General features: G+C 40.4%; 26 protein-coding genes and 1 tRNA gene. 10 read left to right on the top strand and 17 right to left on the bottom strand.

The window, feature by feature from the left end; genetic code table 11:
* Positions 1-8 precede the first annotated feature (8 nt).
* The 10 genes from J2Z48_RS10705 to J2Z48_RS10660 all read left to right on the top strand — a co-directional run bounded on the left by J2Z48_RS10705 (position 9) and on the right by J2Z48_RS10660 (position 6,157).
* Positions 9-224 carry a hypothetical protein gene (locus J2Z48_RS10705; protein ID WP_307253357.1) on the top strand — a complete coding sequence of 72 codons (216 nt, stop codon included), beginning with the start codon at positions 9-11 and terminating at the stop codon, positions 222-224.
* Between the two features lie 55 nt (positions 225-279).
* Entirely contained in the window at positions 280-543 is a 264-nt protein-coding gene (locus tag J2Z48_RS10700; RefSeq protein WP_307253356.1) for a hypothetical protein, read from the top strand.
* 117 nt (positions 544-660) lie between these two features.
* Positions 661-966 carry a DNA translocase FtsK gene (locus J2Z48_RS10695; RefSeq protein ID WP_307253355.1) on the top strand — a complete coding sequence of 102 codons (306 nt, stop codon included), beginning with the start codon at positions 661-663 and terminating at the stop codon, positions 964-966.
* A gap of 12 nt (positions 967-978) precedes the next feature.
* Positions 979-1,428: a hypothetical protein gene (locus J2Z48_RS10690; protein ID WP_307253354.1), complete on the top strand. Its 450-nt coding sequence runs from the start codon at positions 979-981 to the stop codon at positions 1,426-1,428.
* A gap of 116 nt (positions 1,429-1,544) precedes the next feature.
* Positions 1,545-1,820 (top strand): hypothetical protein, encoded by a 276-nt coding sequence (locus tag J2Z48_RS10685; RefSeq protein ID WP_307253353.1) that lies wholly within the window; start codon positions 1,545-1,547, stop codon positions 1,818-1,820.
* Positions 1,817-2,365, top strand: a complete 549-nt coding sequence (locus J2Z48_RS10680; RefSeq protein ID WP_307253352.1) for a hypothetical protein — start codon at positions 1,817-1,819, stop codon at positions 2,363-2,365. The genes J2Z48_RS10685 and J2Z48_RS10680 overlap by 4 nt, the downstream gene beginning before the upstream one ends.
* A 244-nt stretch (positions 2,366-2,609) precedes the next feature.
* The gene (locus J2Z48_RS10675; RefSeq protein ID WP_307253388.1) at positions 2,610-3,368 is read left to right on the top strand and encodes a DNA cytosine methyltransferase; all 759 of its coding nucleotides are present in this window, start codon (positions 2,610-2,612) and stop codon (positions 3,366-3,368) included.
* Positions 3,362-4,507, top strand: coding sequence for a replication initiation factor domain-containing protein (locus tag J2Z48_RS10670; RefSeq protein WP_307253350.1), 1,146 nt, complete (start codon positions 3,362-3,364; stop codon positions 4,505-4,507). Before J2Z48_RS10675 ends, J2Z48_RS10670 begins: the two co-directional genes overlap by 7 nt.
* Positions 4,508-4,521: 14 nt before the next feature.
* A complete protein-coding gene (locus tag J2Z48_RS10665; protein WP_307253348.1) occupies positions 4,522-4,875 on the top strand; it encodes a hypothetical protein in 354 nt (117 codons plus the stop codon).
* 133 nt (positions 4,876-5,008) lie between these two features.
* The gene (locus J2Z48_RS10660) at positions 5,009-6,157 is read left to right on the top strand and encodes a site-specific integrase (protein ID WP_307253346.1); all 1,149 of its coding nucleotides are present in this window, start codon (positions 5,009-5,011) and stop codon (positions 6,155-6,157) included.
* Between the two features lie 101 nt (positions 6,158-6,258).
* Here J2Z48_RS10660 and J2Z48_RS10655 read toward each other — a convergent pair.
* The 17 genes from J2Z48_RS10655 to J2Z48_RS10575 form a co-directional block, all read right to left on the bottom strand.
* Positions 6,259-6,350: transfer RNA gene (locus J2Z48_RS10655), tRNA-Ser, on the bottom strand.
* A gap of 50 nt (positions 6,351-6,400) precedes the next feature.
* Entirely contained in the window at positions 6,401-6,895 is a 495-nt protein-coding gene (gene tadA, locus J2Z48_RS10650) for a tRNA adenosine(34) deaminase TadA (RefSeq protein ID WP_307253345.1), read from the bottom strand.
* A gap of 66 nt (positions 6,896-6,961) precedes the next feature.
* Positions 6,962-8,332 carry a TldD/PmbA family protein gene (locus J2Z48_RS10645; protein WP_307253343.1) on the bottom strand — a complete coding sequence of 457 codons (1,371 nt, stop codon included), beginning with the start codon at positions 8,330-8,332 and terminating at the stop codon, positions 6,962-6,964.
* Between the two features lie 2 nt (positions 8,333-8,334).
* On the bottom strand, positions 8,335-9,771 hold the full coding sequence (locus tag J2Z48_RS10640; protein ID WP_307253340.1) for a TldD/PmbA family protein: 1,437 nt from the start codon (positions 9,769-9,771) through the stop codon (positions 8,335-8,337).
* Between the two features lie 107 nt (positions 9,772-9,878).
* Entirely contained in the window at positions 9,879-10,313 is a 435-nt protein-coding gene (locus J2Z48_RS10635; RefSeq protein ID WP_307253338.1) for a Fur family transcriptional regulator, read from the bottom strand.
* 15 nt (positions 10,314-10,328) lie between these two features.
* Positions 10,329-11,201 (bottom strand): metal ABC transporter permease, encoded by an 873-nt coding sequence (locus J2Z48_RS10630; RefSeq protein ID WP_307253336.1) that lies wholly within the window; start codon positions 11,199-11,201, stop codon positions 10,329-10,331.
* Positions 11,202-11,222: 21 nt separating this feature from the next.
* The gene (locus J2Z48_RS10625; protein ID WP_307253334.1) at positions 11,223-11,981 is read right to left on the bottom strand and encodes a metal ABC transporter ATP-binding protein; all 759 of its coding nucleotides are present in this window, start codon (positions 11,979-11,981) and stop codon (positions 11,223-11,225) included.
* Position 11,982: 1 nt separating this feature from the next.
* Positions 11,983-12,939, bottom strand: coding sequence for a metal ABC transporter substrate-binding protein (locus tag J2Z48_RS10620; protein ID WP_307253333.1), 957 nt, complete (start codon positions 12,937-12,939; stop codon positions 11,983-11,985).
* Between the two features lie 220 nt (positions 12,940-13,159).
* Positions 13,160-15,181 (bottom strand): YhgE/Pip family protein, encoded by a 2,022-nt coding sequence (locus J2Z48_RS10615; RefSeq protein ID WP_307253330.1) that lies wholly within the window; start codon positions 15,179-15,181, stop codon positions 13,160-13,162.
* Positions 15,182-15,325: 144 nt separating this feature from the next.
* Positions 15,326-15,925, bottom strand: coding sequence for a TetR/AcrR family transcriptional regulator (locus J2Z48_RS10610; protein WP_307253329.1), 600 nt, complete (start codon positions 15,923-15,925; stop codon positions 15,326-15,328).
* A gap of 152 nt (positions 15,926-16,077) precedes the next feature.
* Complete coding sequence (locus J2Z48_RS10605) at positions 16,078-17,058, bottom strand: S66 family peptidase (RefSeq protein WP_307253327.1); 981 nt, start codon at positions 17,056-17,058, stop codon at positions 16,078-16,080.
* An 88-nt stretch (positions 17,059-17,146) separates the two neighbouring features.
* Positions 17,147-17,764: a response regulator transcription factor gene (locus J2Z48_RS10600; protein ID WP_307253324.1), complete on the bottom strand. Its 618-nt coding sequence runs from the start codon at positions 17,762-17,764 to the stop codon at positions 17,147-17,149.
* Positions 17,765-18,088: 324 nt separating this feature from the next.
* Positions 18,089-18,631, bottom strand: coding sequence for a GNAT family N-acetyltransferase (locus J2Z48_RS10595; RefSeq protein WP_307253322.1), 543 nt, complete (start codon positions 18,629-18,631; stop codon positions 18,089-18,091).
* A 61-nt stretch (positions 18,632-18,692) separates the two neighbouring features.
* Positions 18,693-20,426 (bottom strand): ABC transporter ATP-binding protein, encoded by a 1,734-nt coding sequence (locus J2Z48_RS10590; RefSeq protein WP_307253319.1) that lies wholly within the window; start codon positions 20,424-20,426, stop codon positions 18,693-18,695.
* Between the two features lie 20 nt (positions 20,427-20,446).
* Complete coding sequence (locus J2Z48_RS10585) at positions 20,447-21,289, bottom strand: hypothetical protein (protein ID WP_307253317.1); 843 nt, start codon at positions 21,287-21,289, stop codon at positions 20,447-20,449.
* Between the two features lie 13 nt (positions 21,290-21,302).
* The gene (locus tag J2Z48_RS10580) at positions 21,303-22,535 is read right to left on the bottom strand and encodes a phenylacetate--CoA ligase family protein (protein ID WP_307253315.1); all 1,233 of its coding nucleotides are present in this window, start codon (positions 22,533-22,535) and stop codon (positions 21,303-21,305) included.
* 181 nt (positions 22,536-22,716) lie between these two features.
* Complete coding sequence (locus tag J2Z48_RS10575) at positions 22,717-23,850, bottom strand: aminoacyl--tRNA ligase-related protein (RefSeq protein WP_307253313.1); 1,134 nt, start codon at positions 23,848-23,850, stop codon at positions 22,717-22,719.
* Positions 23,851-23,852: the final 2 nt, after the last annotated feature.

Raw genomic sequence — 23,852 nt, 5'->3', positions numbered from 1 at the left:
GAAGGAGGATGAAAGCCGTGCGATTCCTACTCGTAGATCGATTTTGTCACATCGACAATAGCCATCAACTATCCACTCGAAGTCGATTATCCCTCCTATCCCTATTCGTTCAACTAGAAAGTACCTTGAAAACAGAAAAGACCCGCTGTGCAAGAGCGAGTCAACAAGCTAGGAAAAATACTACTGTAACCATTTTATCAGATCGAAAAGCCTATTATCAATGAACATTGTGCTTATTGCAGACTCTTAAAACTGAAAATTTGAAAAGGAGATCATAACATGGCAGTTAACTTCAATCAACCTTTGAGAGGGATAGATCATCGATATATGTTCGTGTTTGTACTGAAGAATGGAGAAGAAGTTAAAATTCTCGGTGATGGTGCGAAAGAGCTTATGGAGATATATGTGAATCGGGTTGTGAATGGTTATGAAGAGATTGTGATCGAAAAAGACATCCGGTTCTTTGGTAGAGATATAGCCCGTATTCATTTTGGTTTTGATTCAAAGATCGATTTTGTACCTAAGTACACAAACACAAAATGAGGGAGACTCAGTTAGTCCCCTCCCCTCTTCTATCCATGTTGGAGACTCAAAAGATACCCTAGACCCCCCTAATGAGTGTCACTAACAGCAACAGCAGCACTTAAAGGAGTGATAAACGTGAGGTTTTTAAAAGGAAGCTCCAATGAAAGCACGCTATTACTTCTGGAAGGCATCAACCAAAAGTTAGATACGTTCTTACGTTTGAAGCAAGCGGAAAGCGAAGAAAAGCAACGAGATATCGATATCTTGACCGATGCCGCCATTGAGATAGTAAAGAACAAAAGAAAGATATCGATACGCCTATTAGAGAGAGAGCTACGAATTGGTTTTGTCAGAGCCTCTACGATCATGGAGCGTTTGGAAGAAATGGAGATTGTAAGCAAACCGAAGGCAAATAAGCAAAGAGATATCTTAATCGATTAGGAGAGATGAGACATGAGAGACAAATTGAAATTCGTCAAATCGCTGTGGAGGAAGCTCACCGATGATGGATCGGTCAGGTGGCAACAAGAAAGCTTAAACGAGTATGGCAAGCGATATGTATACGACGTGGTCATGAAGGAATGCCAAGAGAAACCGCACCTAAGAACCATCCTCGTCTCCTACAATGAGGAACAGATCGGACATAAAACGTTTGAATACGAGTCACAAGACGAAGACCTTTGTTCTACCATCCCTCTCGATCATGCACAAGTCATCATTAACAACTTTGAACGGGAGATCAAACTGAAACTATTCATCCATAGCCAAAAAGGTGTAGTGAACTGGGAGAAGTTTAAAGAGGAAGCGGGCGAATGGACACAGAGCACCAATAAAAGAACCATGACCATTGACGTATATGGGAAGCCCAGAGAGGTGGTAGAAATAGAAGATGCATCCGCTTGAATCAGTAATACTAACGTTGAAGTGTTTAGGTATTGGAGCTGTCGTTGGTCTATCATCCCTAGTAATAAAAGCGATCGCAGAACAAATCATTAACCGAATCAGAGGAGGGTAACCACATGGCAGCCATTCAAACGTTTTTCTCCAATGCATTTATCATAGTCGCTCTATTCTTGGGAGTTCTCCTTGCCTATCAAATCGTGAAAGACTTTGGAAAACGATCATTTAAGGAAACGTTGATTCTATGGGGTAAATTCCTCCTCTGTGTGGTGATTATCGCAGGAATATACGACTGGATTAGCGTGGGGAAGAAGGTCAGCCCAAGCGTAGCTGACTTGTTAGGGGACACCATCCGATATGCAATTAAGTCCCTCAAAGGCGTGTTTATATCATGACTCCCTTCCTTTATATAGCTCTCTCATTTGCTAGTTGGGCAATCTACCTCATCTTAACCCTACACATGTTTTATACATGGCTGAAAGTAAGGAACAACCCGAAGACGCTAGGATTAACGGTCTTAGCGTCCATACTTCCCCTACTAATCTTGATTGAAGTACCAAAGGCATTCATCACGAATCTCTATCCAGAATCCACAAATGCTGAATACCAGTACAAATGGGAATGGACGAGTGACACTCATATCCTTGATCTAGGCGACCACCTTAGATGGTTTGCAGAAACTTGTACCAAAATATCCGTTCACCTCGTTATCATCGTTTTTACCCTCTGCCTAGTCCTTCTATGGGTAACGGTAGTCCAGATGATTCAAAAGGCACTTAACATCTATACAGTAGATTTCACCATATCCAAAAAAGCGTGGAAGTCATTATGGATCGCCTTCCTCTCTTGCATAGCACTTTACACAGTAGGATGGCTGTCTTTTCTAATCCTCATAGTAGGTGGGTGTTGGTTAGGTAGGTTTCTCTTCAGATTCAGATAGAAAACGATTGAAGAGCGACAGCAACGGGAGTTCTTAGATGTCGGGTGCTTTTCCCGACATGCCAAGCCCATATGGGATCTGCATGCAGCTACCAACTAGCATGTAGACTGGTCAAAGCATTCATAACCGCATCCCACCTCCCATTGCCAAGCCAAAAACGTGAAGGAACTAGTAGACCAATGGAGTTTTCGGACGGACAGGATCGACGTGGTCTATCACATTCTGATTACAAGGAGAATCCATGATGAGAGTATTAGACCTTTTTAGTGGTATTGGTGGAATCGCTTTAGCAGCTCATTGGGCAGAGATGGAAACAGCTGCTTTTTGTGAGATCGAACCATTCTGTCAAAAAGTACTTGCAAAGAACTTTCCAGATATCCCGATTTATGATGATGTTCGAACCATTACAAAAGAACAACTCGAAATGGATGGTGTAATTGATGATTACAGAACAATTGACCTTGTGGCAGGAGGGTTCCCTTGTCAGCCCTTCTCTTTGGCAGGAAAACGAGAAGGAGAAAACGATTCACGTCACCTATGGCCAGAGATGTTTAGAGTCATTAGAGAAATCCAACCCAGATGGGTACTTGGTGAAAATGTGTCAGGACATATTACAAACGGACTTGATGCCGTTATCAGCGACTTGGAAAGTGAAGGTTACACCGCTTGGACGTTCCTATTACCAGCTGCTATATTCGGCGCACCACATGAAAGAAAAAGGATCTTTATTGTTGGCCACTCCAACAGCCAGTCAAAATCACAAACCAATCCGGCCTTTAATCCCATCAGAAGCGAAAGGAAGTCATGGGAAAACACTACCGGGAAGTCTGGGGGAAAGGTATCCCGAAGATATTGGCAAGAAAATAAACCCCCAATTCGTGGAATGGATGATGGGCTTTTCTCAAGATTGGACAAAAGTAGATTAATTTCGTTAGGGAATGCAGTTGTTCCGCAACAGATTTATCCGATTTTAAAAGCGATAAAGGAGGAAGCAAAATGCTAACAAAAAGCATTTCGCCCCCGTCCTGTAACACGGGGGCACAAAATACATCGGAACAGGGCTTAAGAGCGCTTATAGACTGGTTTCGTGCCAGTTTTCAAAATATCGGTTTGGAAGATTTAGTTGTAGGCATTTTGGACTTGAAAATGGATGACTTTTTTAAAATGGATTCTGGAATGTATGGCTATCGCAAGTCACTAAGACTCGGAAATATCGCAGTCTATTACGAAGGAAACGAAAACATGGGGATTTGTTTAGAAATGGGTGGTCAAGGTTGCCGTGAGTATGAGGGACATGGAAAAAGAAGCTGGGTTCAGCTTTTCGCAATGGTGCTTGATTTGAATTCGAACATCACAAGAATCGATCTTGCCATTGATGACTTCAGAGGGTACTTTCTCATTCCTGAGATTGAAAAGAAGATCAAGAAGGGAGAGGTTCAATCTAAATTCAAGGAAGCCACCAACTATGAAAAGATCCGGCTCAAGGATGGCTATAGACGCGGTCAAACGCTGTATATAGGCTCTACCTCTTCCCTTCTCAAGGTCAGGTTCTATGACAAGCTCAAGGAAGCACTTGGAAATGACAAAGAGTCAGAACTAGAGGGCATTGAGTTTTGGAATCGTACCGAACTCGAATTGAAGGATGAACGGGCTACCAAGGTGGCTTGGTTGCTAGTCAATGGAATGAAGGTAGGAGAAGTGGCAACGGGAGTCTTGAATCACTATGTACGTTTCACGGTTCAGGGAACTGACAGCAATAAAAGCCGCTGGAAGACTTGGAAGAAGTGGGAGCAGTTCATTGGGGATGCGGAAAAGATCAAGCTGACCGAGCTTCCGAAGGAACGAACAGTTGAAACGAGACTTGAATGGTTGGATCGTCAGGTAGCCCCTACCTTAGCAACCATTGTGGAAGCAGAATCCGAAGAGTTCTTACTAGATTTTGTGAAGAAAGCCGTTTCACGCCTAACAGAGAAAGATTTCATGATGATTGACCAGTATAAGGAGGTGAAGCAAGAACGGGATGATGAGCTGTGGAAGCAAAGAAGGAAGATTGCATGGAAGCTGATGGGGATTGAGAAAGACGAGACAACGGGTGAGATGCGTTCGAAGTATCCACCATTGAAAGACCAAACAGCCATATAAGGAGGAAACAACTAATGATGAAAGAATATGACACGGGTTTGTTCCAAGGCTGTATTCATTGTGAACATGGATTAGGTAGATGGAAAACCGATGAGATGAGGGGCTATATCTGTTCAGATTGCAAGGCGGCTCATGAAATCAAAGACGTATCAAGGAAAGAGCTTCTCATTATCCAAACCGCCCTATATCATCATGCTATTGACATGATCTATGAATATGAAACAAACGAAGAGATCAGAGACATAATCGGTTTTACTTCAGATGATGTTGATTCAGCCGTTAAACTTGCTTTGAGAATGGATCCACATCGAACCAAAGAAAGGCTATACGAAATGGCAGAAAGTCGAATAATGGTCGGGAGGATATAAAGTGCGAGGGTCAGTGCAGAAGGAAGATTGCATGGAAGCTGATGGGGATTGAGAAAGATGAGACAACGGGTAAGATTCGTTCGAAGTATCCCCCATTGAAAGATCAAACAGCCATATAAGGAGGAAATTATCAATGAGGGGTCATGTACGCAGACGCGGAAACAAGTATTGTTTTGTAATTGATATTGGTCGAGATCCCGAAACTGGAAAACGTCAGCAAAAATGGTTTTCTGGATACGAAGGAGAAAAAGAAGCAGAAGTAGCAATGATTGCAAAAATTCATGAGTTCAATCAAGGACTATATGTTGAGCCATCTAAAATTTCTTTCAAAGAATTTCTTTCTACTTGGCTAACAAATTATGCTCAAACAAACTGTGCACCGAGAACATTTGAAGAATACCAATTTATTGCTATGGAGCATGTGAGTCCTGAACTTGGTAACATTACTATGGATAACTTGAAGCCCATGCATTTTCAAAACTATTACTTTAAAAAACTGACAAAAGGACGTAAAGACGGGACAGGGGGACTTTCAGCACGATCTGTACTAGCTCACCATCGCTTAATACATCAAGCCCTTGAGTTTGCAGTTAAACTACAAGTACTCAAGGTCAATCCAGCGAAATCAGCTACTCCCCCACGATCAGAGAAGAAAGAGTTTAATGTGTTAACAAAGGAGGATATATATACACTCCTTGAAGGAGCCAAGGGGAAATATTTCTATGAATCCGTTTTCCTAGCTATAACCACGGGGATGCGAAGAGGAGAAATATTTGCTTTAAGATGGTGCGATGTTGACTTTTCTAATCAAACCTTTGCTATAAGGCAAACCATTCAGCGTTTAAAGGGAAAAGGGCTTGTCATTAGGAAAGCCACAAAAACACATGGGAGTCGTCGATCCATTGCAGTCTCCAATGCTGTAATAGAAATGCTGAAGGTTCAACTGGAAAAACAAGCTCAACATAAACAAGAGTTAGGCGTTTATTATCAAAATCATGATCTCGTTATGGCTAACAAAGATGGAAGTCCTGTTAACATTGATTATGTATCCAGAGAGTTCGGTAGATTAGTTAAAAAGTTAGATATTCCACATGTCCGATTTCACGACCTACGCCACTCACATGCAACGTTATTGTTACACCAAGGAGAGCATCCGAAGATCGTTTCAGAGCGATTAGGGCATTCGACCATCTCTATCACTATGGATACCTACTCCCATGTAACTCCTAACATGCAAAAAGAAGCCGCCAAAAAATTGGACGACTTCCTATTCGGGAACTAGTTCAACTATGCACTTTATCTAACTAAAGGTTTGCAATTCGTTTGCAATCCCCTATCTCTATCATCTTAGGTAAAGTGCTAGAACTTCCGAAACCCTTGATATGGCAGAGAGGGTGGGATTTGAACCCACGGTACGCCGGAAGACGTACAACAGATTTCGAGTCTGCCTCCTTCGGCCTCTCGGACACCTCTCCAAAGTAAAAATCTTTACAACTTATAATTCTATGTGTATCTATTTTCCTTGTCAAGCCTTGGATTGATCTAGCACTCGTTTTTTCTTGGCTTCTTTTCTCTTTTCACGAATCCCCCGAAAAAATTGAGTGAGTAGATCACTACATTCTTGTTGTAGCACGCCTGATAGAATCTCCGTCTGATGATTAAAGCGCGCATCCTGAAGTAGATTCATCAGCGATCCCGCACAACCTGCTTTCGGATCGAGGGTTCCAAAAACGACCCTCCTCACTCTCGATTGTATGATGGCCCCCGCACACATCGGACAAGGCTCTAACGTAACGTATAGGTCACAATCAATCAAACGCCAGCTACCGAGTCGCTTCGCTGCCTCTTGAATTGCGATCATCTCCGCATGAGCAGTAGGGTCTTGATCCTTTTCTCGTAGATTATAACCACGCCCGACAACTTTTCCTTGAAACACCACAACCGCCCCGATAGGAACTTCGTCAATCTTCTCTGCCTTCCTTGCCTCTTCAATCGCCATCTTCATATAAAACTCTTCCATATCATTTTCCTCTCGATGTCATACAACATGCTAATGGGGGAATCAGACTCCCCCACACCCCTACTTTTAATGACTCGCCGCACCATTAAAATGAAACGTCGACAACATCAAATCAGGCGCTTTCACCGTACTCATCGAGCCCGGCCAACTATGCAACTTCGATTCATCTCCCACAGCTATCACCTGATTAAAAGCACTTGAAATCTTCTCTGTAAAACGCAGGTTCTTAACGGGTGACACAATTTTACCATTTTCAATGTAAAAAGTCCCACCGCGTGTCATACCTGTAAGTAAGATCTCCTTTGAGTGAAGGACACCCACATAGTGAAAACGGGTAATGAGGATTCCTCTATCCATTTGCGCAATCATATCAGCACGAGACGTTTTCCCTGCTTCCATGTGAAGATGAGAAGGACAGATCTCCACATAGGATGGACTCAAAGGATACCTCGCATTTCCTGTTGATTTACACCCGTACTTCTTGCCAGTCGCATCATCGTAAACCATGCCTGTTGCGACCCCATCTTGAATCAACGAAACCTTTTGCTTTGGTAGCCCATCCCAATCAAAACCATCAGGTAATCCTTCTTTTCCCAATGGATCCTCACTAATGGAGAGTTGTTCACTTAATACACGGTAGCCCATTCGATTTGATAGGAAGCCATTCCCTTGGTGATATGTAACAGGGTTGAAAGCAAGCACACCTAAATAGGATAGTAACTCTGCCGTTGCCTTCTGCTCCAATATAACAGGGTAGTCACCAGCAGGTAACTCGATTGCACCTTCGCTTAATTGGCACTTCTCAATCGCTACTCGTGCCACTTCTTCTGCTTGTAGATCATAAAAGGACCTTTTCGTATCCGATGCATATCCAGATCCGGTTTTCCCTAGCACAACCGCATGAACCTCAGCCTTCGTCCGTCTTCCGTACACTCTTACTCCCGAACTATTGGCCACCGCTTGATCCATCACTTGAACCTGCACGGCTCCCGCAGCTCGCAGATGATTAGACGCTGATTTTGATATGATTACTTCCACCATACGAGCCATTTCAGTTGCTGTTACTTGCTCCGTTGCTTCATCACAACCATTCACTTGAGGGATGATTTCCTGCTCAGGAAATCCAGCCACTGCAGGGTGAATCGGTGCAAACTTAGCCAACTCTACTGCTTGTTTTACGGTGCGATACAAAGTTTGCTCATCTAATTGATTACAAGATGCCATCCCGATCCGTCCAGATAAGATCACCTTTACAATCATCGTATGATCTTGCTTGCGCACATTTTGGATGATTTGATTGTTGGCGTATCGGGTTAAGGTATGTTGGTCTCCCAATAAAAAACAGGCAATGTGATCTGCTAACCCTTGCCCTGTATTAATCACAAAGTCGCAAGCTTGTAAAAAAGCTTTCGCAATCGTATGCTCCTGAATTTTCATCTTTAGCTCACTCCAATCTGTACCTGACGAAATCTAGCAGTCGATGCACCGTGACTCACAAAAATGGTTTGATAAGGCTCGCCTTTTCCACAGTTTGGAACGCCCCATAGTTGCCAATCATCATGGGCGATCGCATCACAATGAGACCAAAATTCAGGGCTATTCGAAGTGTAGAAAGGATTCTTTAGCATTCGTATCCGTTTTCCATCTTTAATCTCCCAAGCAATTTCACAACCGAATTGGAAATTATATCGAATATCATCGATACTCCAGCTTTTTATCCCTTCCATGTAAATCCCAGACTCTGTGGTGGAAATGATCTCCTCGACCGTAAAATCACCAGGCTCTAAATGAACATTGGTCATTCGTACGATTGGCACGTTCTGCCATCCAACTGCTCTCATCGCCCCTGAACTTTCTTTCTGAATGCGAGGAGCCGTATCCCTGCCACTTAGATAACCAACAAACTCCCCATCCGCCACAAGAGGAGTCCGTTGTGCTGAGATTCCCTCATCATCATATAAATAGGTGCCCACTCCACCTTCCGTAGTGGCATCTGCTGTTAAATGAACTATTTCCGAACCATACTGAAAGTTGCCTAAGCAATCAGATGTGAGAAAACTCTCTCCTACAAAGCCGGATTCCTCACCTAGAGCACGATCCAATTCGACAGCATGTCCACAAGATTCATGAATCTGAAGCGCAAGCTGGGAGCCATGCAGGATTAGAGTTTGCACACCCTCCGGACAATCATCCGCTTGTAATAGTTGGGCCGCCTCCTGCGCCACCCGCTCTGCCTCTTCTACTAATCCCAAACCCTCTATATATTCATAGCCCGCTTGTTGAAAGTTACCTTGAAACGTATTTGGATAAGATCGGACCTGTACATCTTTCCCATCCGAAGCAATCGCTTGGATTCCTGCACCCACAACCGTTGTCTCCTGATAAATATGAGAGCCCACACTATTTAAAAAGAGCTTTTCTTCCCGATGCATATACATCATCGATTTGGCAACCGTCACCTCCGGCTGTATCCGTAAGGCCGCATTAGCCTGCTCTAACAACTCCATCTTCTCTGCTAAGGGAACGTCAAATGGATCCCTTTTTAAGGATGTACGATATTCTGCAACTGCTTTTTCAACGGGACTTAATACCAACTTTTCTTGGCGAACGGCTCCACTTGCTTTCGCTAGCTCGATTGCCTGAACGATACATTTTTGAACCTCTTGCTCACAATGTTTCGGGGTACTAACAAATCCCCATCCTCCCTCTACCAAAACCCGAATCCCAATCCCTTGATCCTCATGATAAAGAAGCTTCTCTAATTCTCCATTATGGATTTCGATTTCCTCTTTGATGAATTGGGAAACACGAACATCCATATATTCGACTCCTAGCTTCTCTGCCTCTTGAATTGCGAATTTAGCTATGTGCTCCATAGGTTCCTCCTGAACAAGGATTCAAATCTTATTTAAATAATTCATTTCTTAATCGCATTTTCCTTTAAAAATAAAAAAAGACCTAGAATCATTCCTAAGTCTTTTTCTTACATTTCAGATACGGCTACATCTGTTTTACACGATGAGCACGTTCCATAGATTTCAAATTTATGCCCTGTTATATCAAAGTCTTCAGGCTTTCCTAAAATAGCATTCATCGGACAAACATGGATCGTCCGCGTCTTCCCACAAAACGTACATATGAGATGATGGTGATGCTCATCCCCTCCGCAACAAAAGCGGTAACGCCTTTCCCCTTGCCACTCAGTTGTTTCCACTATGCCGATATCTTCAAATAAAGCTAGGTTGCGATAAATCGTATCAAAGCTGAGGCCTGGATAATCTTCCTGCATATAATCCAAAACCTCTTTCGCACTAAGATAACGACTCTCGCGGTAAAAAACTTCAACTAACCTTTTACGCTTACCCGTATATTTATAACCGTTTCTCTTCAGTAGATCGAGTGCCCCTTGTAAATCCATCTACAACCGCCCCTATCACGAATTGATACGTTGCCTATTTTTTTGTAGTCGTGCGGTCAGATAAACAACCTTTTTGATTAAAAACACACATAACAAAATCATGATAGAAACTAACACAATAGCTCCACCCGAAGCTAGCTCAAAGTGATAGGCAGCTGCTAGTCCTAAAATAACAGATAATTCACCATATAAAATGGAAGCAATTAATGTTTGTCGAAAGCTATTCGTATGTTGTAAGGCAGTCGCTACAGGTATCGTAATTAATGAAGATACTAATAAAATCCCAACTACTTGAATGGAAGAAGCAATCACAAGCGCAACCACCAAAATGAAAAAGAAATGGACGATCGAGCGATTTACACCTGTTAAAACAGCATTTTCTTCATCAAATGACAAAGCAAATAATTCCTTCCGGAATAAAATAAGTACTAATAGTGTGATTGATGTTACGATTAACGTCGTCTCCAAATCTTCTGTTCGAACCGCCAAGATACTCCCAAATAAATATCCTGAGATATTTACATTAAACCCACCAGATGCGCTAATCAGCACAACTCCTAATCCAACACCTCCGGACATAATAATGGGGATCGCAATCTCGGAGTAGGATTGATACATCCGCCTCAATCGATCTACGAATAGAGAACCCATCACAGAAAAACCCATCCCCATGTAAATTGGATTGATCTCCGTAAATAGATTTAACTTCTTCTGAATAAATAAACCTGCAGCAACTCCTGCTAATGTAACGTGAGATAACGCATCTGCAATTAGTGAGAGCCTTCGCACAACCAAATACACTCCAATCAGCGGAGAGATTAAACCAATCAGAAGCCCTGCGTAAAGTGCATGTTGCAAATAGTCATTTTGCAAAAAATCCTGAATCAAACCGCTTCCCTCCTTCCCACTCTAGTGATGATGATGCTCTACTAGCTGAATATCATAATCATACGCCGCTGAAAGAATTTCTTTTTGCCGTCGCTGAAACTCAGCCGCTTCTCCATGGAAAAAGAGTCTCTTATTCAGACAAGCCACTCGATCCACATAGGAAGAAATAACACCAATATCATGCGTTACCATGATGACGGACAACCCTTGATTTTGATGAAGAAACCGCACTAATTCATAAAATTGCGTGGTTGACTTCGCATCCACTCCAACCGTAGGCTCATCTAATATCAAAAGATCGGGACTCCCCACTAAAGCCCTCGCAATAAAAGCCCTTTGTTGCTGTCCACCTGATAGCTTGCCTATATTGCGATTAGCAAAATGAGATAGCTCCACTTGCTCAATCACTTCATCCACACGTTGCCAATCTGATTTTTTATATCTTCGAAATAGCCCAAGCTTTCCAGCCAGTCCAGACGCTACAACCTCTCGAACTGTAGCTGGAAACCCTAGATTAAAGCTATTTGCCTTTTGTGAGACATAACCGATTCTTGAACGTTCCTTAAAATGAGCAATCGAAGACCCAAAGAGATCGATTTCCCCGTGCTGTGATGGCATCAGTCCAAGTATCATTTTCATCAAAGTGGACTTCCCAGAGCCATTCGGTCCCACAATCCCTAGAAATTCCCCTTGTTCAAGAGATAGGGAGACATCATCAAGCACTTTTTGGTTCCCATAGGAAAAATGGAGATGGCTCACCTTTAGTATAGGAGTACTCATGTTACATCGCACCTAATGCTTTCGCTAGATTTTCTTTATTCTTTCGCATCACACTAAAATAATCTTGCTTGCTCTTAATCTCTTCAGCTGTTAATCCCTCAAGCGGATTTAAGATAAGCGCTTCTGCTTTCACTTCATTCTTCACTACATCCGCCATCTTCCCACTAACCAATGTTTCAAAGAAAATATACTTCACCTGATGTTCCTTCACTTCATCGATAATCTCTTTTAGCTCTTTCGGGTTTGGTTCATCCTCAGGGGAAAGCCCAGATATCGAAATCTGCTCCAAACCATATCGATGAGCTAAATAGCTAAATGCGGCATGCGAAGTAACAAATTCCTTCTTTGTTGCTTGCTTTGCCATCGTTTGAAACTCCCCGTCCAACTGATCAAATTGTTTCTCAAGCTCAGCGAAATTTTTCGTGTATTCCTCTTTATGAGTTGGGTCAGCTGATACAATCGCATCATAAATTTTACGAGCTTCTTTCTTAGCCAGAGTAGGATCTAGCCACACATGCGGATCCATCCCTTCATGATCGTGACCGTGGTCATGTTCTCCTTTGGTTTCGCTCCCTTTTGACACCTCTCCCGATGCCAGGCCATCTGATGCATTCACGATTTTCGTCTTATTCTTATCTAGATTAGATGCTGCCTTCTCCGTCCATGACTCAAATCCCGATCCATGATATACAAAGATATTGGCTTTACTTAACTTCGCTAAATCTTTGGCAGATGGCTCAAAATCATGGGATTCTGTTCCCGCTGGAATGATATTGGTCACTTGAACATGACTCCCACCAATTTTTTTAGCAAAGTCTTCTAATGGATATAATGTCGTCACAATCGATACTGAACCATTCTGATTCACACTATCTTTCGATTCTTTTGACGAACAACCTAATACAGAAGTTAAAAAAACACAAGAAGCGATTATTCCGTAAAGATACTGTTTTCTCATACCAATTTCCCCTCCAAAAATGTGCGTCATATAAAGTAACATCATTATATAGGATAGAATGAAAGATTGTAAATCGTAAATATTACGTTTTAAATGTTCTTTATTGCATTTGTACTTATCTATTATTTCCTTAATTGAAGGTACCTAACAAAAATGAAAAGAAAAAGCCCGCTATATGCAGGCTTCAAGTCAAACAAAGTATACAATTTACTATATAGGCTTAACTAGCTAGTGAATGCATAGACGATTCTTGTTTCGCTGCTTTTTTCTTCCCTAGGTATCTTCCACCTACTTGTGTCAGGATAACAGCTCCAACGAAGTACCCTAGTACAATCAATGCATCGTGATATACAACTGCCTCGTTACCGCTCGATAAGATAGCTCGTAACCCGTGTACCGTATAAGTCATCGGTAAGAATGGGTGAATCATTTGGAAGAATTCCGGGGTTAACTCAATCGGATACGTTCCTCCACTCGATGCCAATTGGAACATCAAAATCACAATCGCCATAAAACGCCCAACGTTTCCTAGGTACGTCACCAGCATTTGGTTAATGGCAATAAACGTAACTCCCATTAACATTGTAAAGACATACAACCAGATAGGAAGTTCTACTTTAATTCCCAATCCTTGCGTGAGGGCTAGTGAAGTAATAACCGCTTGGATCATCCCGACGATACTTACCATCCCTAGTCGTACAGGACGATACGAGATCTTGGATGAGAATTGGAAAATGTCAAAGATAGTAAAGAGAATCATCGCTCCTACCCATAATGAAAGAGAAAGGAAGTACGGAGCAAATCCAGTTGCATAGTTCGTTACTTTATGAAGCTCGTTTTCCTTTACATCTACCGGATCGGACATAACAGATTCCTTCTCCGTATCAGCAACCAATGATTCCTTTGCCTTATCCACACCTTTTTGTAACTCGGAAGCAAGTTTGTCTGAGCCTTCATTAATGATTTGGCCTAAGCCATTGGATAGTTTCTCCAAGCCGGCTTTCTGCTTGGTAACTCCATCTGCTAACTTGGCACTACCATCTGCTAATTCTTGTGCTTTCTTCAATCCTTCCGGGATCTTATTTTTCTTCTCTTCCAGCTTCGCAATCTCGGTATCAAAGCTAGTTGTCAACGTCTGAAATGCCTTTGCAAAGTCTTTATAAGAAGAGGGGGAGGACAACTCTTTTAATTGCTTATCTAGCTTACTCGCTTCACTTTGACTATCTGTATTCCTTTCTTGGAGTAAATGAAGAGTGTCTTGGAGACCTTTTACACTTGGCTCTTTGGCTAGATCAGGATGTTTTTTTATCAACTCATCTAGATCTTGACTCGCTTTCCCCTGTAGTTTGAATTCTTCTTTCAAGCCCTTAATAATAGGAACTAGATCTACCCTTTCTCTACTATCAATCTTATCTTCCTTTTTTTGAATAAGATCATTATATTCATGTACTTTACTCTGTATCTTTTTAATGTTGTCCTCAGTAATATTGAGTTTTTTTAATCCCTCTTCCACCTCTTTAACTGTCTGTTGAAGTGTCGAGACAAGCTTCTCATTTCCTGCTGCAACCTTCTGGGCACCATCTTTAATTTGCTCTGTCTTAGCAATAATCGTATCGGTGCCATCTCTCGCTTCTTTTATCTTTTCCGTTAACGTTTGCGCTCCGTCAGCCGCTTCTTGAAGTTTGTCTGTGCTTTTATGAAGCTCAGCAAACATTTCTGTTAGAAACTCTTTCGTCAGCTGATTTCCTATATCTGTTTTTAATGTCTGAACTACACTATTCCCTAATCGGCTCGTTAAATAGTTTCGACTCGGATCGGAACGATATTCAATTATGCTTTGAAGTGGCTCAGGGCTATCAACTGTTAATGCTTTCTCACTAAACTCCTTTGGGATAATGAGTGCAAGAGCAAATGACCCGTCTTTAAAACCTTCTTCCATCTGCTCGCGATTCACAAACTCCCATTTCACTTTCGAATTATCTTTCAGCTTATCTACTATCTTTTTTCCTGCTTCTATAGTGCGATCAGACTTATGTGCACCTATATCTTCATTTACCACAGCTACAGGTAAATACTTCACATTTTCATATGGATCAAAAAAGGCCCACAAGTAGATAAAGCTATACACAAGAGGCAATGCCAATACACCTATCATTGCTAACCGCATGGATTTAATTTGCCAGATCTTCGCAAAGTCTGAGTACTCAAGAAGAAGAGTCTTCGCTTTTTTTCGCTTGGTCATAACACACATTCCCTTCAAGGTCGGAAACACTTTATTTTCATATATAAAATAGGGTCGTTTATGTTTAAAACTGACTGGTCAGTCAATTAATATTATAATATAAAAATATGCACAAAGAAAGTACTTTGTGCCTCCGAATAGAGTCTATTTTATTAACAAACTACGAAAAACGAGTTGACTCAAACTTTGAATAGTCATCTGAGTAACTTCTTCTGACTGTTCAGAAGTCCATGCACTATCCTCAAGAGTATATAGTTTATGCAAAACCAATACACTCCCTGCTCCAAAGATTGCAACTGCCATCTCTGACGGATAATCAAATTGGAAATCGCCAGTAGCAATCCCTCCTTCAATCAGCGACTCAATTAGCAGAATATATTCACGAATGCTCGCACGAAACTTCTGTTGTCGCTCCTTTGTTCCAAACGCTTCATTCAGAAGTAGCTTCGCCAACTTTCCATTTTCCATAAAAAATTGACTGTGAGCTCGGATCAATCCGTGCATCTGATCAACTGGGGAATCCTCACTATCGATATGGCGTTTCGCACAACCAATCAATTTCTCCATACCCTCGTCCATTAATCCAGTAAACAAATCCTCTTTGCTCTTAAAATGATAATAAATTGTTCCCTTTGCTACACCTGCTGCCTGTGCAATATCATCCATCTTCGCTTGGTCAAAGCCTTGATCAGAAAATACCTCTACAGCCGCTTGAAGTATAACATCCACCTTTTGATGGCGCATAGTAAGCACACTCCTGTATCCGTTCGATGTTAAGAACATCTTACATGGAAATGCAAACGTTTTCAAAGGAAAAATTTAAAACTATAGAGATTAACGTAAAACAACGGGATAAACTAATCCATTTCATACGATTAGCTAGTTCTATTTATTGATTAATAGCTTTGAATTTCTACTAATGAAGCTTGGTTTTTAACTGAGATAGTAGCTGTACCACCGATTGGAAATGTGAAAATCGGTGTTGTATGGCCAAAGTTCAAGTCAGCCATAACAGGGAGACCTCGAAGTTGCTTTTTATTTTGAATGATAAACTCTAGCTTTTCCCTTGTCATTTGGGATTTTTGTTGAAATCGTCCGATCAATAGACCTTTGATCTCAGAACTACCTGGTAATTGTAGTAAAGATTCGAGATCACGGTCAAAAGTCGGAGCGTCTACTAAGCTATCATCTTCCAAGAATAAGATACAACCTTTTAATGAGGGCATGTATTCAGTTCCTTGTAATAAGTTAAGCGTGCAGAGGTTCCCACCAATAATCGTTCCCTCTGCTTCTCCTTCTTGGATTACATGTACGCCCTCGTGAGGGATAAAAGTGCGGTTTTTTTGGTCAATGTACCACTGATCATCACTCCAAGTTTTTGATGTTGTAGATAGGGACAGTGGCTCTGTTTGAGAGAAGCACTTCTGGAAATATTCCAAGGTATATTCCATCCCTTTTACCATACCAAATGAGGAAAAATGAGGTCCAGAATAGGTTACTAGTCCTGTTTTGGCGTAGATGGCATTACATAAAGCGGTGATGTCAGAGTATCCACAGAGAATCTTCGGATTTTGTTTAATGAGGTCATAGTCAAGATAGGGAAGCAGTTGGTTGACGTTAAATCCACCAATGACAGTGAGTATTGCTTTGACTGATTTGTCTGCAAAGGCCTGATGCAGATCTGCTATACGTGACTCAATAGACGAGGAATAAGCCATGTCCATTTCCCGTACATGTTTACCAAATGTAATATGGAATCGAAGAGAAGATAGTACTTTTTGTGCGTGAGCAATATCGCGTTCAGAAATCATGGAGAGGCTTCTAGATGGAGCGATTATGCGAATTTCATCACCTGGCTGTAATTTTGTTGGAATCAACGAATTTCCCTCCTTTGATTTATGCCAAGTAGACCAATACATCCTCCATTCACATATAGCTGGTTGATTGTTTATTATTTTCTGCCCACTAACTTGACATAGATCCAAAAAACACTCCCATTTTCCGGGCTACATTAACCGCCTCAACCCTTGTCTTTACATTTAACTTTCTCATGATCATATAAATATAGTTACGTACTGTCCACTCTGATAGAAAGAGTTGTTCGGCAATCTCTTTTGTCTCCAAACCATCCATCAATAGCAACAGAACATCCTTTTCTCTTTTCCTTAAAGGGTCAGCTACGGATTGATCCATTTCTAAGCTAGAGCTAAAAATCAATGAACCCGCTTGGATATCATATAAACTGCCTACTAATTTTCCAATGGAGATATCCTTTAATAAATATCCATGTACGCCTAATTTCATAGCTTCTCTTAGATATACCCCACCTGAATTTACTGAAGTTAAGAATACAATCTTGCACCCTAATTGTCGATCTATAATATCCTTCGCTAATTCAAGGCCTGGAGATATAGGGAGGTCGATATCTAATACTACAATATCAGGTTGCAAGCGTTCAATTTGACTCAGAACACTTTTTCCACCTTCGCATGAACCCACCACTGTAATATTTGACTCCAATTTTAAAACTCTAGTCAAAGCCTCTCGCAAAACTGTCTGAGATTCAATTAAAAAAACTTTCATACTTGTATTACCTTCTTTCATCTATAAATAATAAAAATAGATTAATGATTGATACAAGCCAATCTATAAGCATTACTTATGTGATTGTTTTTAATGTATATTTACTATGTAAAAACAAACTATAGGGTAATAGTATGTATGGACCATTTTTTGTTTTTTAATAAAATTGTATATTTGTATATATAATATTATAGTAACACAAAATTCATTTTTGTTATATAAATTTGTATAATTATGTAACATTTTATAGTGAATAAAAAATATAAAAAATATAGGTAAAGGCAATCACTGTACAAATTAATTACCTTTATTTGACTATATTTTCTATTCGTAAAGCCAATCTAAAAAATGTTTTTTATCAATCATATGTAAGACACAAGCTTGTTTGATTTCATGCTTTACAGTCTCATACTCTTCCGGAAACTGCGACTCTACATTTAATGTCAGATAGGGCAATTTTTCAAGCGCTTTACACGAACGAATGTTAGCCTTATTTGCACCCGTAAAAACGTGCTCTAAGTCTAGATCTTTAAATGCGATTTTTAATATGGCTTTCTTCGCTTCTTGGTTATACCCTTTCCCCCAATAGGAATATCCCAGCCAACTACCAATATGGCATCTTTTCTGCTCATAATTAATGTTTTTCAAAGTAGTGACTCCAACCACTTCATCTTCTCCATTTAAAATGACTCTAGATATAGAATTTCCTTTCTCTTCTTCCTCGATCATATGCCTCACAAATGACATGGTTTCCTCTACTGTCTCTGTTTTTAGTCCTAATGCTTCCTTAACAGGTGGATCCGTCGAAAGGGTAAAAATAGTTTGAGCATATTCAAGCCGGTGTGGAACAAGTTTCACAACCATCATCACGAAAACCTCCCATTCAAACGAAATAAAATGATATGACTGATAAAAAGCAATTGCGAATCTACATACTCACATATTCGCTCCGCTGATTATTAAATAACTTTACGTATATACCATCATGATTTACTAACTCTTGGTGACTTCCCTGTTCAATCACCTTACCTTGATGAATGAAAATAATGTGGTCTGCTTTGCTAGCAATGGCCATATTATGAGTAACGATAATCGTCGTTCTGTCTTCCATTAGATGATTAAGTGCGGTATGGATCTCAGTTTCGGACTCTGAATCCAGGGCTGAGGTTGGTTCATCGAGTATTAATATTTTAGGATTCTGCAAAAACACTCGGGCTAGCGCAATCCTCTGTCTTTGTCCCCCAGATAGCTTCACTCCATTATTACCAACTAGAGTCTCATATTGATCCGGTAAGTTTTGAATAAAATCATGAGAAAAAGCTAATTTAGCTGCATATATAACCTCCTCATCGGTGGCATCTGGTTTCGACAATTTTATATTATCTTTTACCGATGTATTAAATAGAACAATGTCTTGAAAAACAACCCCTACTTGACTCCGAAAACACGATAGATCTAGATCTTTTAGGGCGATCCCATCAACTTCAACAATTCCCTTTTCCACTCCATAATACCCTGCGATGATATGGAATAAGGTTGTTTTCCCTCCGCCACTTGGACCGACAATCGCGGTAATGCGTGCAGGCTTTATTTCCAATGAGATCTTTTGGAGAACTGGATCTACTTTATTAGGGTATTGGTAAGTAACATCTTTCAACGTAAAATGTCCCTGAAGGTCCCTTTTCACCGAACCGGATTTTTCAATCATATCTTCTGTATCCTTGAAAAATGTTAACAACCTGCCTGTAATCACTTCAGCATTATGCACTTTGGAAACAATATTTAAAAAGCGAGCAATTGGATTGAACAATGTAGTTTGAAAAGTTACAAATGCAATCAACTCTCCCATGGTCATGCTTCCTGTTAATGTTAAATATGCACCAAATCCATAGATGATATAACGAGTTCCAAATGTAATGACATTGGAGAGATGGAAGTTCGATTCGGTCAGTAGTGTATTTCTGACACTCTTGGTTAGAACATCTTGAAAAGCTACTTTCAACTTATTGCTCATCGAACGATTTGCATCATAGATTTTAACTTCTCTAATATTCGTTAAACCCTCTTGAAGTAACTGAATTGAATTATCATTACTTTTTTGCATATCATCCGCTGAACTCGAAATCGTTTTCTTAAAATACTTATGATTAAAAAAGTAAAGTGGAATAAATAGAATGGTTAACAACGTCAATGGAACATTCATATAAAATAGGAAACCAAACTGCAAAATGATTTGCGTCAAGGAAGCAACAGTACCTGTAATAAAGCTAGTATAGATTACATTGATTTGGTTTATATCATTGACATAATAAGAGAGTAACTCTCCCGGTGATTTTTCCCGTATAAAAGAAATCGGTAGCTGTAACATTCTTGTGAAAAGCTTCGATCGAATACGATTAATCGCACCCTGAGCTGATTTCGTAAAAATATAAGTCTGGACTAATTCCATGGATGACGAAACAATAACGGTCCCTAACAATGCGAGCGTAATTGGTAAAAGTAACCCTATATTTTGCTTGGAAATCACATCATCTAGCAAAATTTTCAAAGTCCAAGGATATATTGAATAGGCACATCCTGCAATAAATGCCGCTAAAACTCCTAGCAAGATCAAAAAACGATATTGTGATAAAAAACGAAGAGACCAAACAATGCCTTTCATAATTTGCCTCCAATCTAATCCTACAAGTCTATCTGGCGTAAATATGTGCGTTCTGCTTCAATCACTTTTTGGATTGAATCGATGACTGAATCTATACCCCGTTCACGGTAAACCATTAGACGCATATAAGATCGCTCCACACTCAACCAAAGAGATGAAATGTGTTCAAATGAACTATGCTCCAACGTTTCAAAATACTTTTTACGAGCGATATAAATACTACGAAAACAACCAAAATATCGTTGAAACTTAACACTGATCTGAAGAGGATCAGGCTCTTTTAAAACAGTATGGATCTTCTCTATCAATTTGACTTCTGTTTCTTGATAGATCCTTTCAAATGGTTGCCTAGATAAATAGGGACTAGGCGATATAGCAGAATTGGTCCCTAATGAATATAAGCGAAGTACCGGTTTTTGAAACCGAAGCCAATACTCTTTACACGACTCCTCCCTGAAATAGTAGGATTGCAAGAAGTATGGGTCATAAATTTCAACCGTTCCATCTGTCCAGAAGTAGGCCGCCACATAGTGCAGTTGGTGATGCAATTGAAAAGACTCTTTGAGATAGGGTAGATGAAAGGCATCGATCGGTAGTATGACTACCTCTTCATATGGAACCTCTGAAAAATTCGTGATCTCTTGAATGGATACAGAATACACCTCTGGTAACAGTGTACATAGAGCATCATCCGGAATACTTCCACCAAATTGATCATGTTCACCCGAAACATACAAGTTCCAATTGCATTTCACGAGTGGCCTTACATCGATGGATTGTACAGAAAGCCACCAACTGATTGAATTTAACAAACAATCATATGATCCGAAATACGGATGCCAATTCTCTATTAATTTTTTCATACGATATGCTCCATCAATTAGAAGATATTAATTGTTGTCTTTTATACGTTTGAAAATAAGTGAATTTATTGTTCTTGAAATCAATATGCGTATGCAATTCCAATTCCAATCGGACTCCTTGAGGTAGCCATTCCAATAAATCGGTTGTTAAACGGTGAGCAATCGATTCATTATAGTCGGTCCCTGGGACAAGTTCGATCAAAAAATCTTCCTCCGCTCGCTGTGTTACACGGAAAGAACGAATACAATTCCCATATTTGCGATTTATCGCTGACGTACGATAATGAAATAGCACAGGACTACAGAGCCAATCATGAACTTGAACATATTCTTGTGTCCGTCCTCCAGTCAACGTTAGGACAGGAGAAGATTGTCCACAATCACATGTAGCAGCAGATACAGATACAAGGTCTCCAATCCAATATCGGATCAAGGGCCACGTTTTATTTTGCAGATCGGTGACAACTAACTCTCCAGTACCTTCTTCATTAGAATTAATCACTTCGATATAGTAGCGATCTTCCTGTAAATGTAAAGAACCTTTGTTACAAGACATCGCGATACACCAATTCTCCTTAGTTCCATACATGCTATGAACCAGTGGGCCAAATACTTTCTCAATCTTCTCCCGTTGATAATCAAACAACATTTCACCAGCACACTCAATGTATCGAAGTGATTTTATTCGAGACGCATCTAGGCCTTGTTCCAGTAGATGATCTGCAAAAATATAAATTGCGGAAGCAGGAGCATAAATCCAAGCAGGATCAAATTGGATGAGTGCTTCATAGTAACGATTTAATGAGTCCTTCGACATATCAAGTGGCGATAAGTGAATTTGACTATCCTTCGTATAGATATTATCAGTAAATATCTGCTTTCCATCATAATACAAATAAAAGTCAGCTCTTCGATCACTGGGAGCAATATCTCCCCACTTCTTCCGCAATTTCCAGAGATCCATGCCTTTCATCACTACATCTTTTTTAGACTTGTAGCAAATGAGTGGTGCACCCGTAGTTCCACTGGTTCTCTCTATTGAAAGGTCATCCTCTTTGGCGGAAACCAAAAGTTGTCGTTCATTCCCTAACAGATCACTTTTTCTTATAATAGGAAGAGAATGAAACTCGGCTTCTGTAAGATGTTGCAAATCAACGGCAGCATACTTTGCAGAATAAAAAGGCGAATTTTCCTTAGCAAATCTAACCATATCCAACACTTTATCTTGATACATGTTCCAACTCATCTGTTACCCCCCATGTGTAGAATCTTTCTTCTTGTAAACAAGAAATCATGATCTAGAAGAAGGTTTGAAAAAGGGAGTGTCCTTTTGGCGCCTCAAAGTCTGGAAGAGAGACAAAAAGAAGGAGCACTTCCCTTTCAAATCTCCTCTCAAATCGACATTGTCTACAGTCTGACTTATGTGATTAAATCCCTTCGGGCAGCTGTAAAAGATCACGAACCGGCTCTGGCCAAGATTGCAGATCCTTTCCGAATTTGGAAAGTAACGCATACACCCAGCGATCCAATCCGAATGCAACACAGCCTGAATGGAGCGACACTCCATCTTGGGATGTAATATGAAACTGTTGACATAACGTATCTCTGACATTGTTAAAAGATGCAATGGAGAAAGCCGACTTTTCCGCTAACTCTACGATTAATTCATATTTTATATCGCTCATTAATTGATAGTTTTTCTTATATGCATCCTGTGAAAAATAGAATGGATCGTTTGCCGTTTCGACTCGTCCTTGAAGTCCGAGTGACTCAAACAATTGCCAAACTTCCTCTAGGATTGATTGTCGTAGTGATTCTACAAATTCCTTATCACCCATAAAAACAATCTCCCGCATTTGGAATTCATTGAGACGATGATTACCTACTCGCCAGGTAGCTTCATGTCGGAAACAATTTCCCTTTGACGTTAAAATAATCGGCTGATCTAACTTTTGGTCGCTTAGTTCCTCATAACAATGAAAACAAACCGCAGGCGTTAGAACATAAGGCTTTACCCGTGCTAGCTCATCGTATGATTGACCTTCTCTCACTTTTTCTAAGATCTCCAACTGATGAGGAAACTCAGAGACTAGAAATACATTCTGCGGGAATGAATTGATATACTGACACTTTTCGAGTGCTTCAGATGCGATCATAGAAGTATACTTGCGCAGATGAGCTCCTCGCTGAACGGCTATGTTGAGAAACTTTTGATCCAGAGCCTCAAATAAGGAAATCGCACTATCTTTGCAAACCGCTCCATCTGAGGAAAAAATAGAGTGAATGGACGCATCGTGGGATATGACATCGATCGGAGAAGAAGTTTTCTTTAGGATACGCGGACTAATCGTACGCATCTTCTTCTCCTCCTCGATTAATCGGTTAACAACTTGATGGATCGACTCCACAAGTGAAGGATCTTCAAACTCTACCACAATTTCTTCTGTCTCTTCTTGAAATCGGCAGTTGATAATACCCTCAATACTATAGATCAATTTCGAATAAAGAGATTCGATTTGATTTTTTCTCAGTTTATTTTCGAATGCAAATCGTAGTTCCAATA

The sequence above is a fragment of the Croceifilum oryzae genome (assembly GCF_030814315.1).
GTDB classification, from domain to species: Bacteria; Bacillota; Bacilli; order Thermoactinomycetales; family Thermoactinomycetaceae; genus Baia; species Baia oryzae.
The sequence above is the reverse complement of the archived record's forward strand: the minus strand, read 5'-3'. Positions and strand labels throughout refer to the sequence as shown.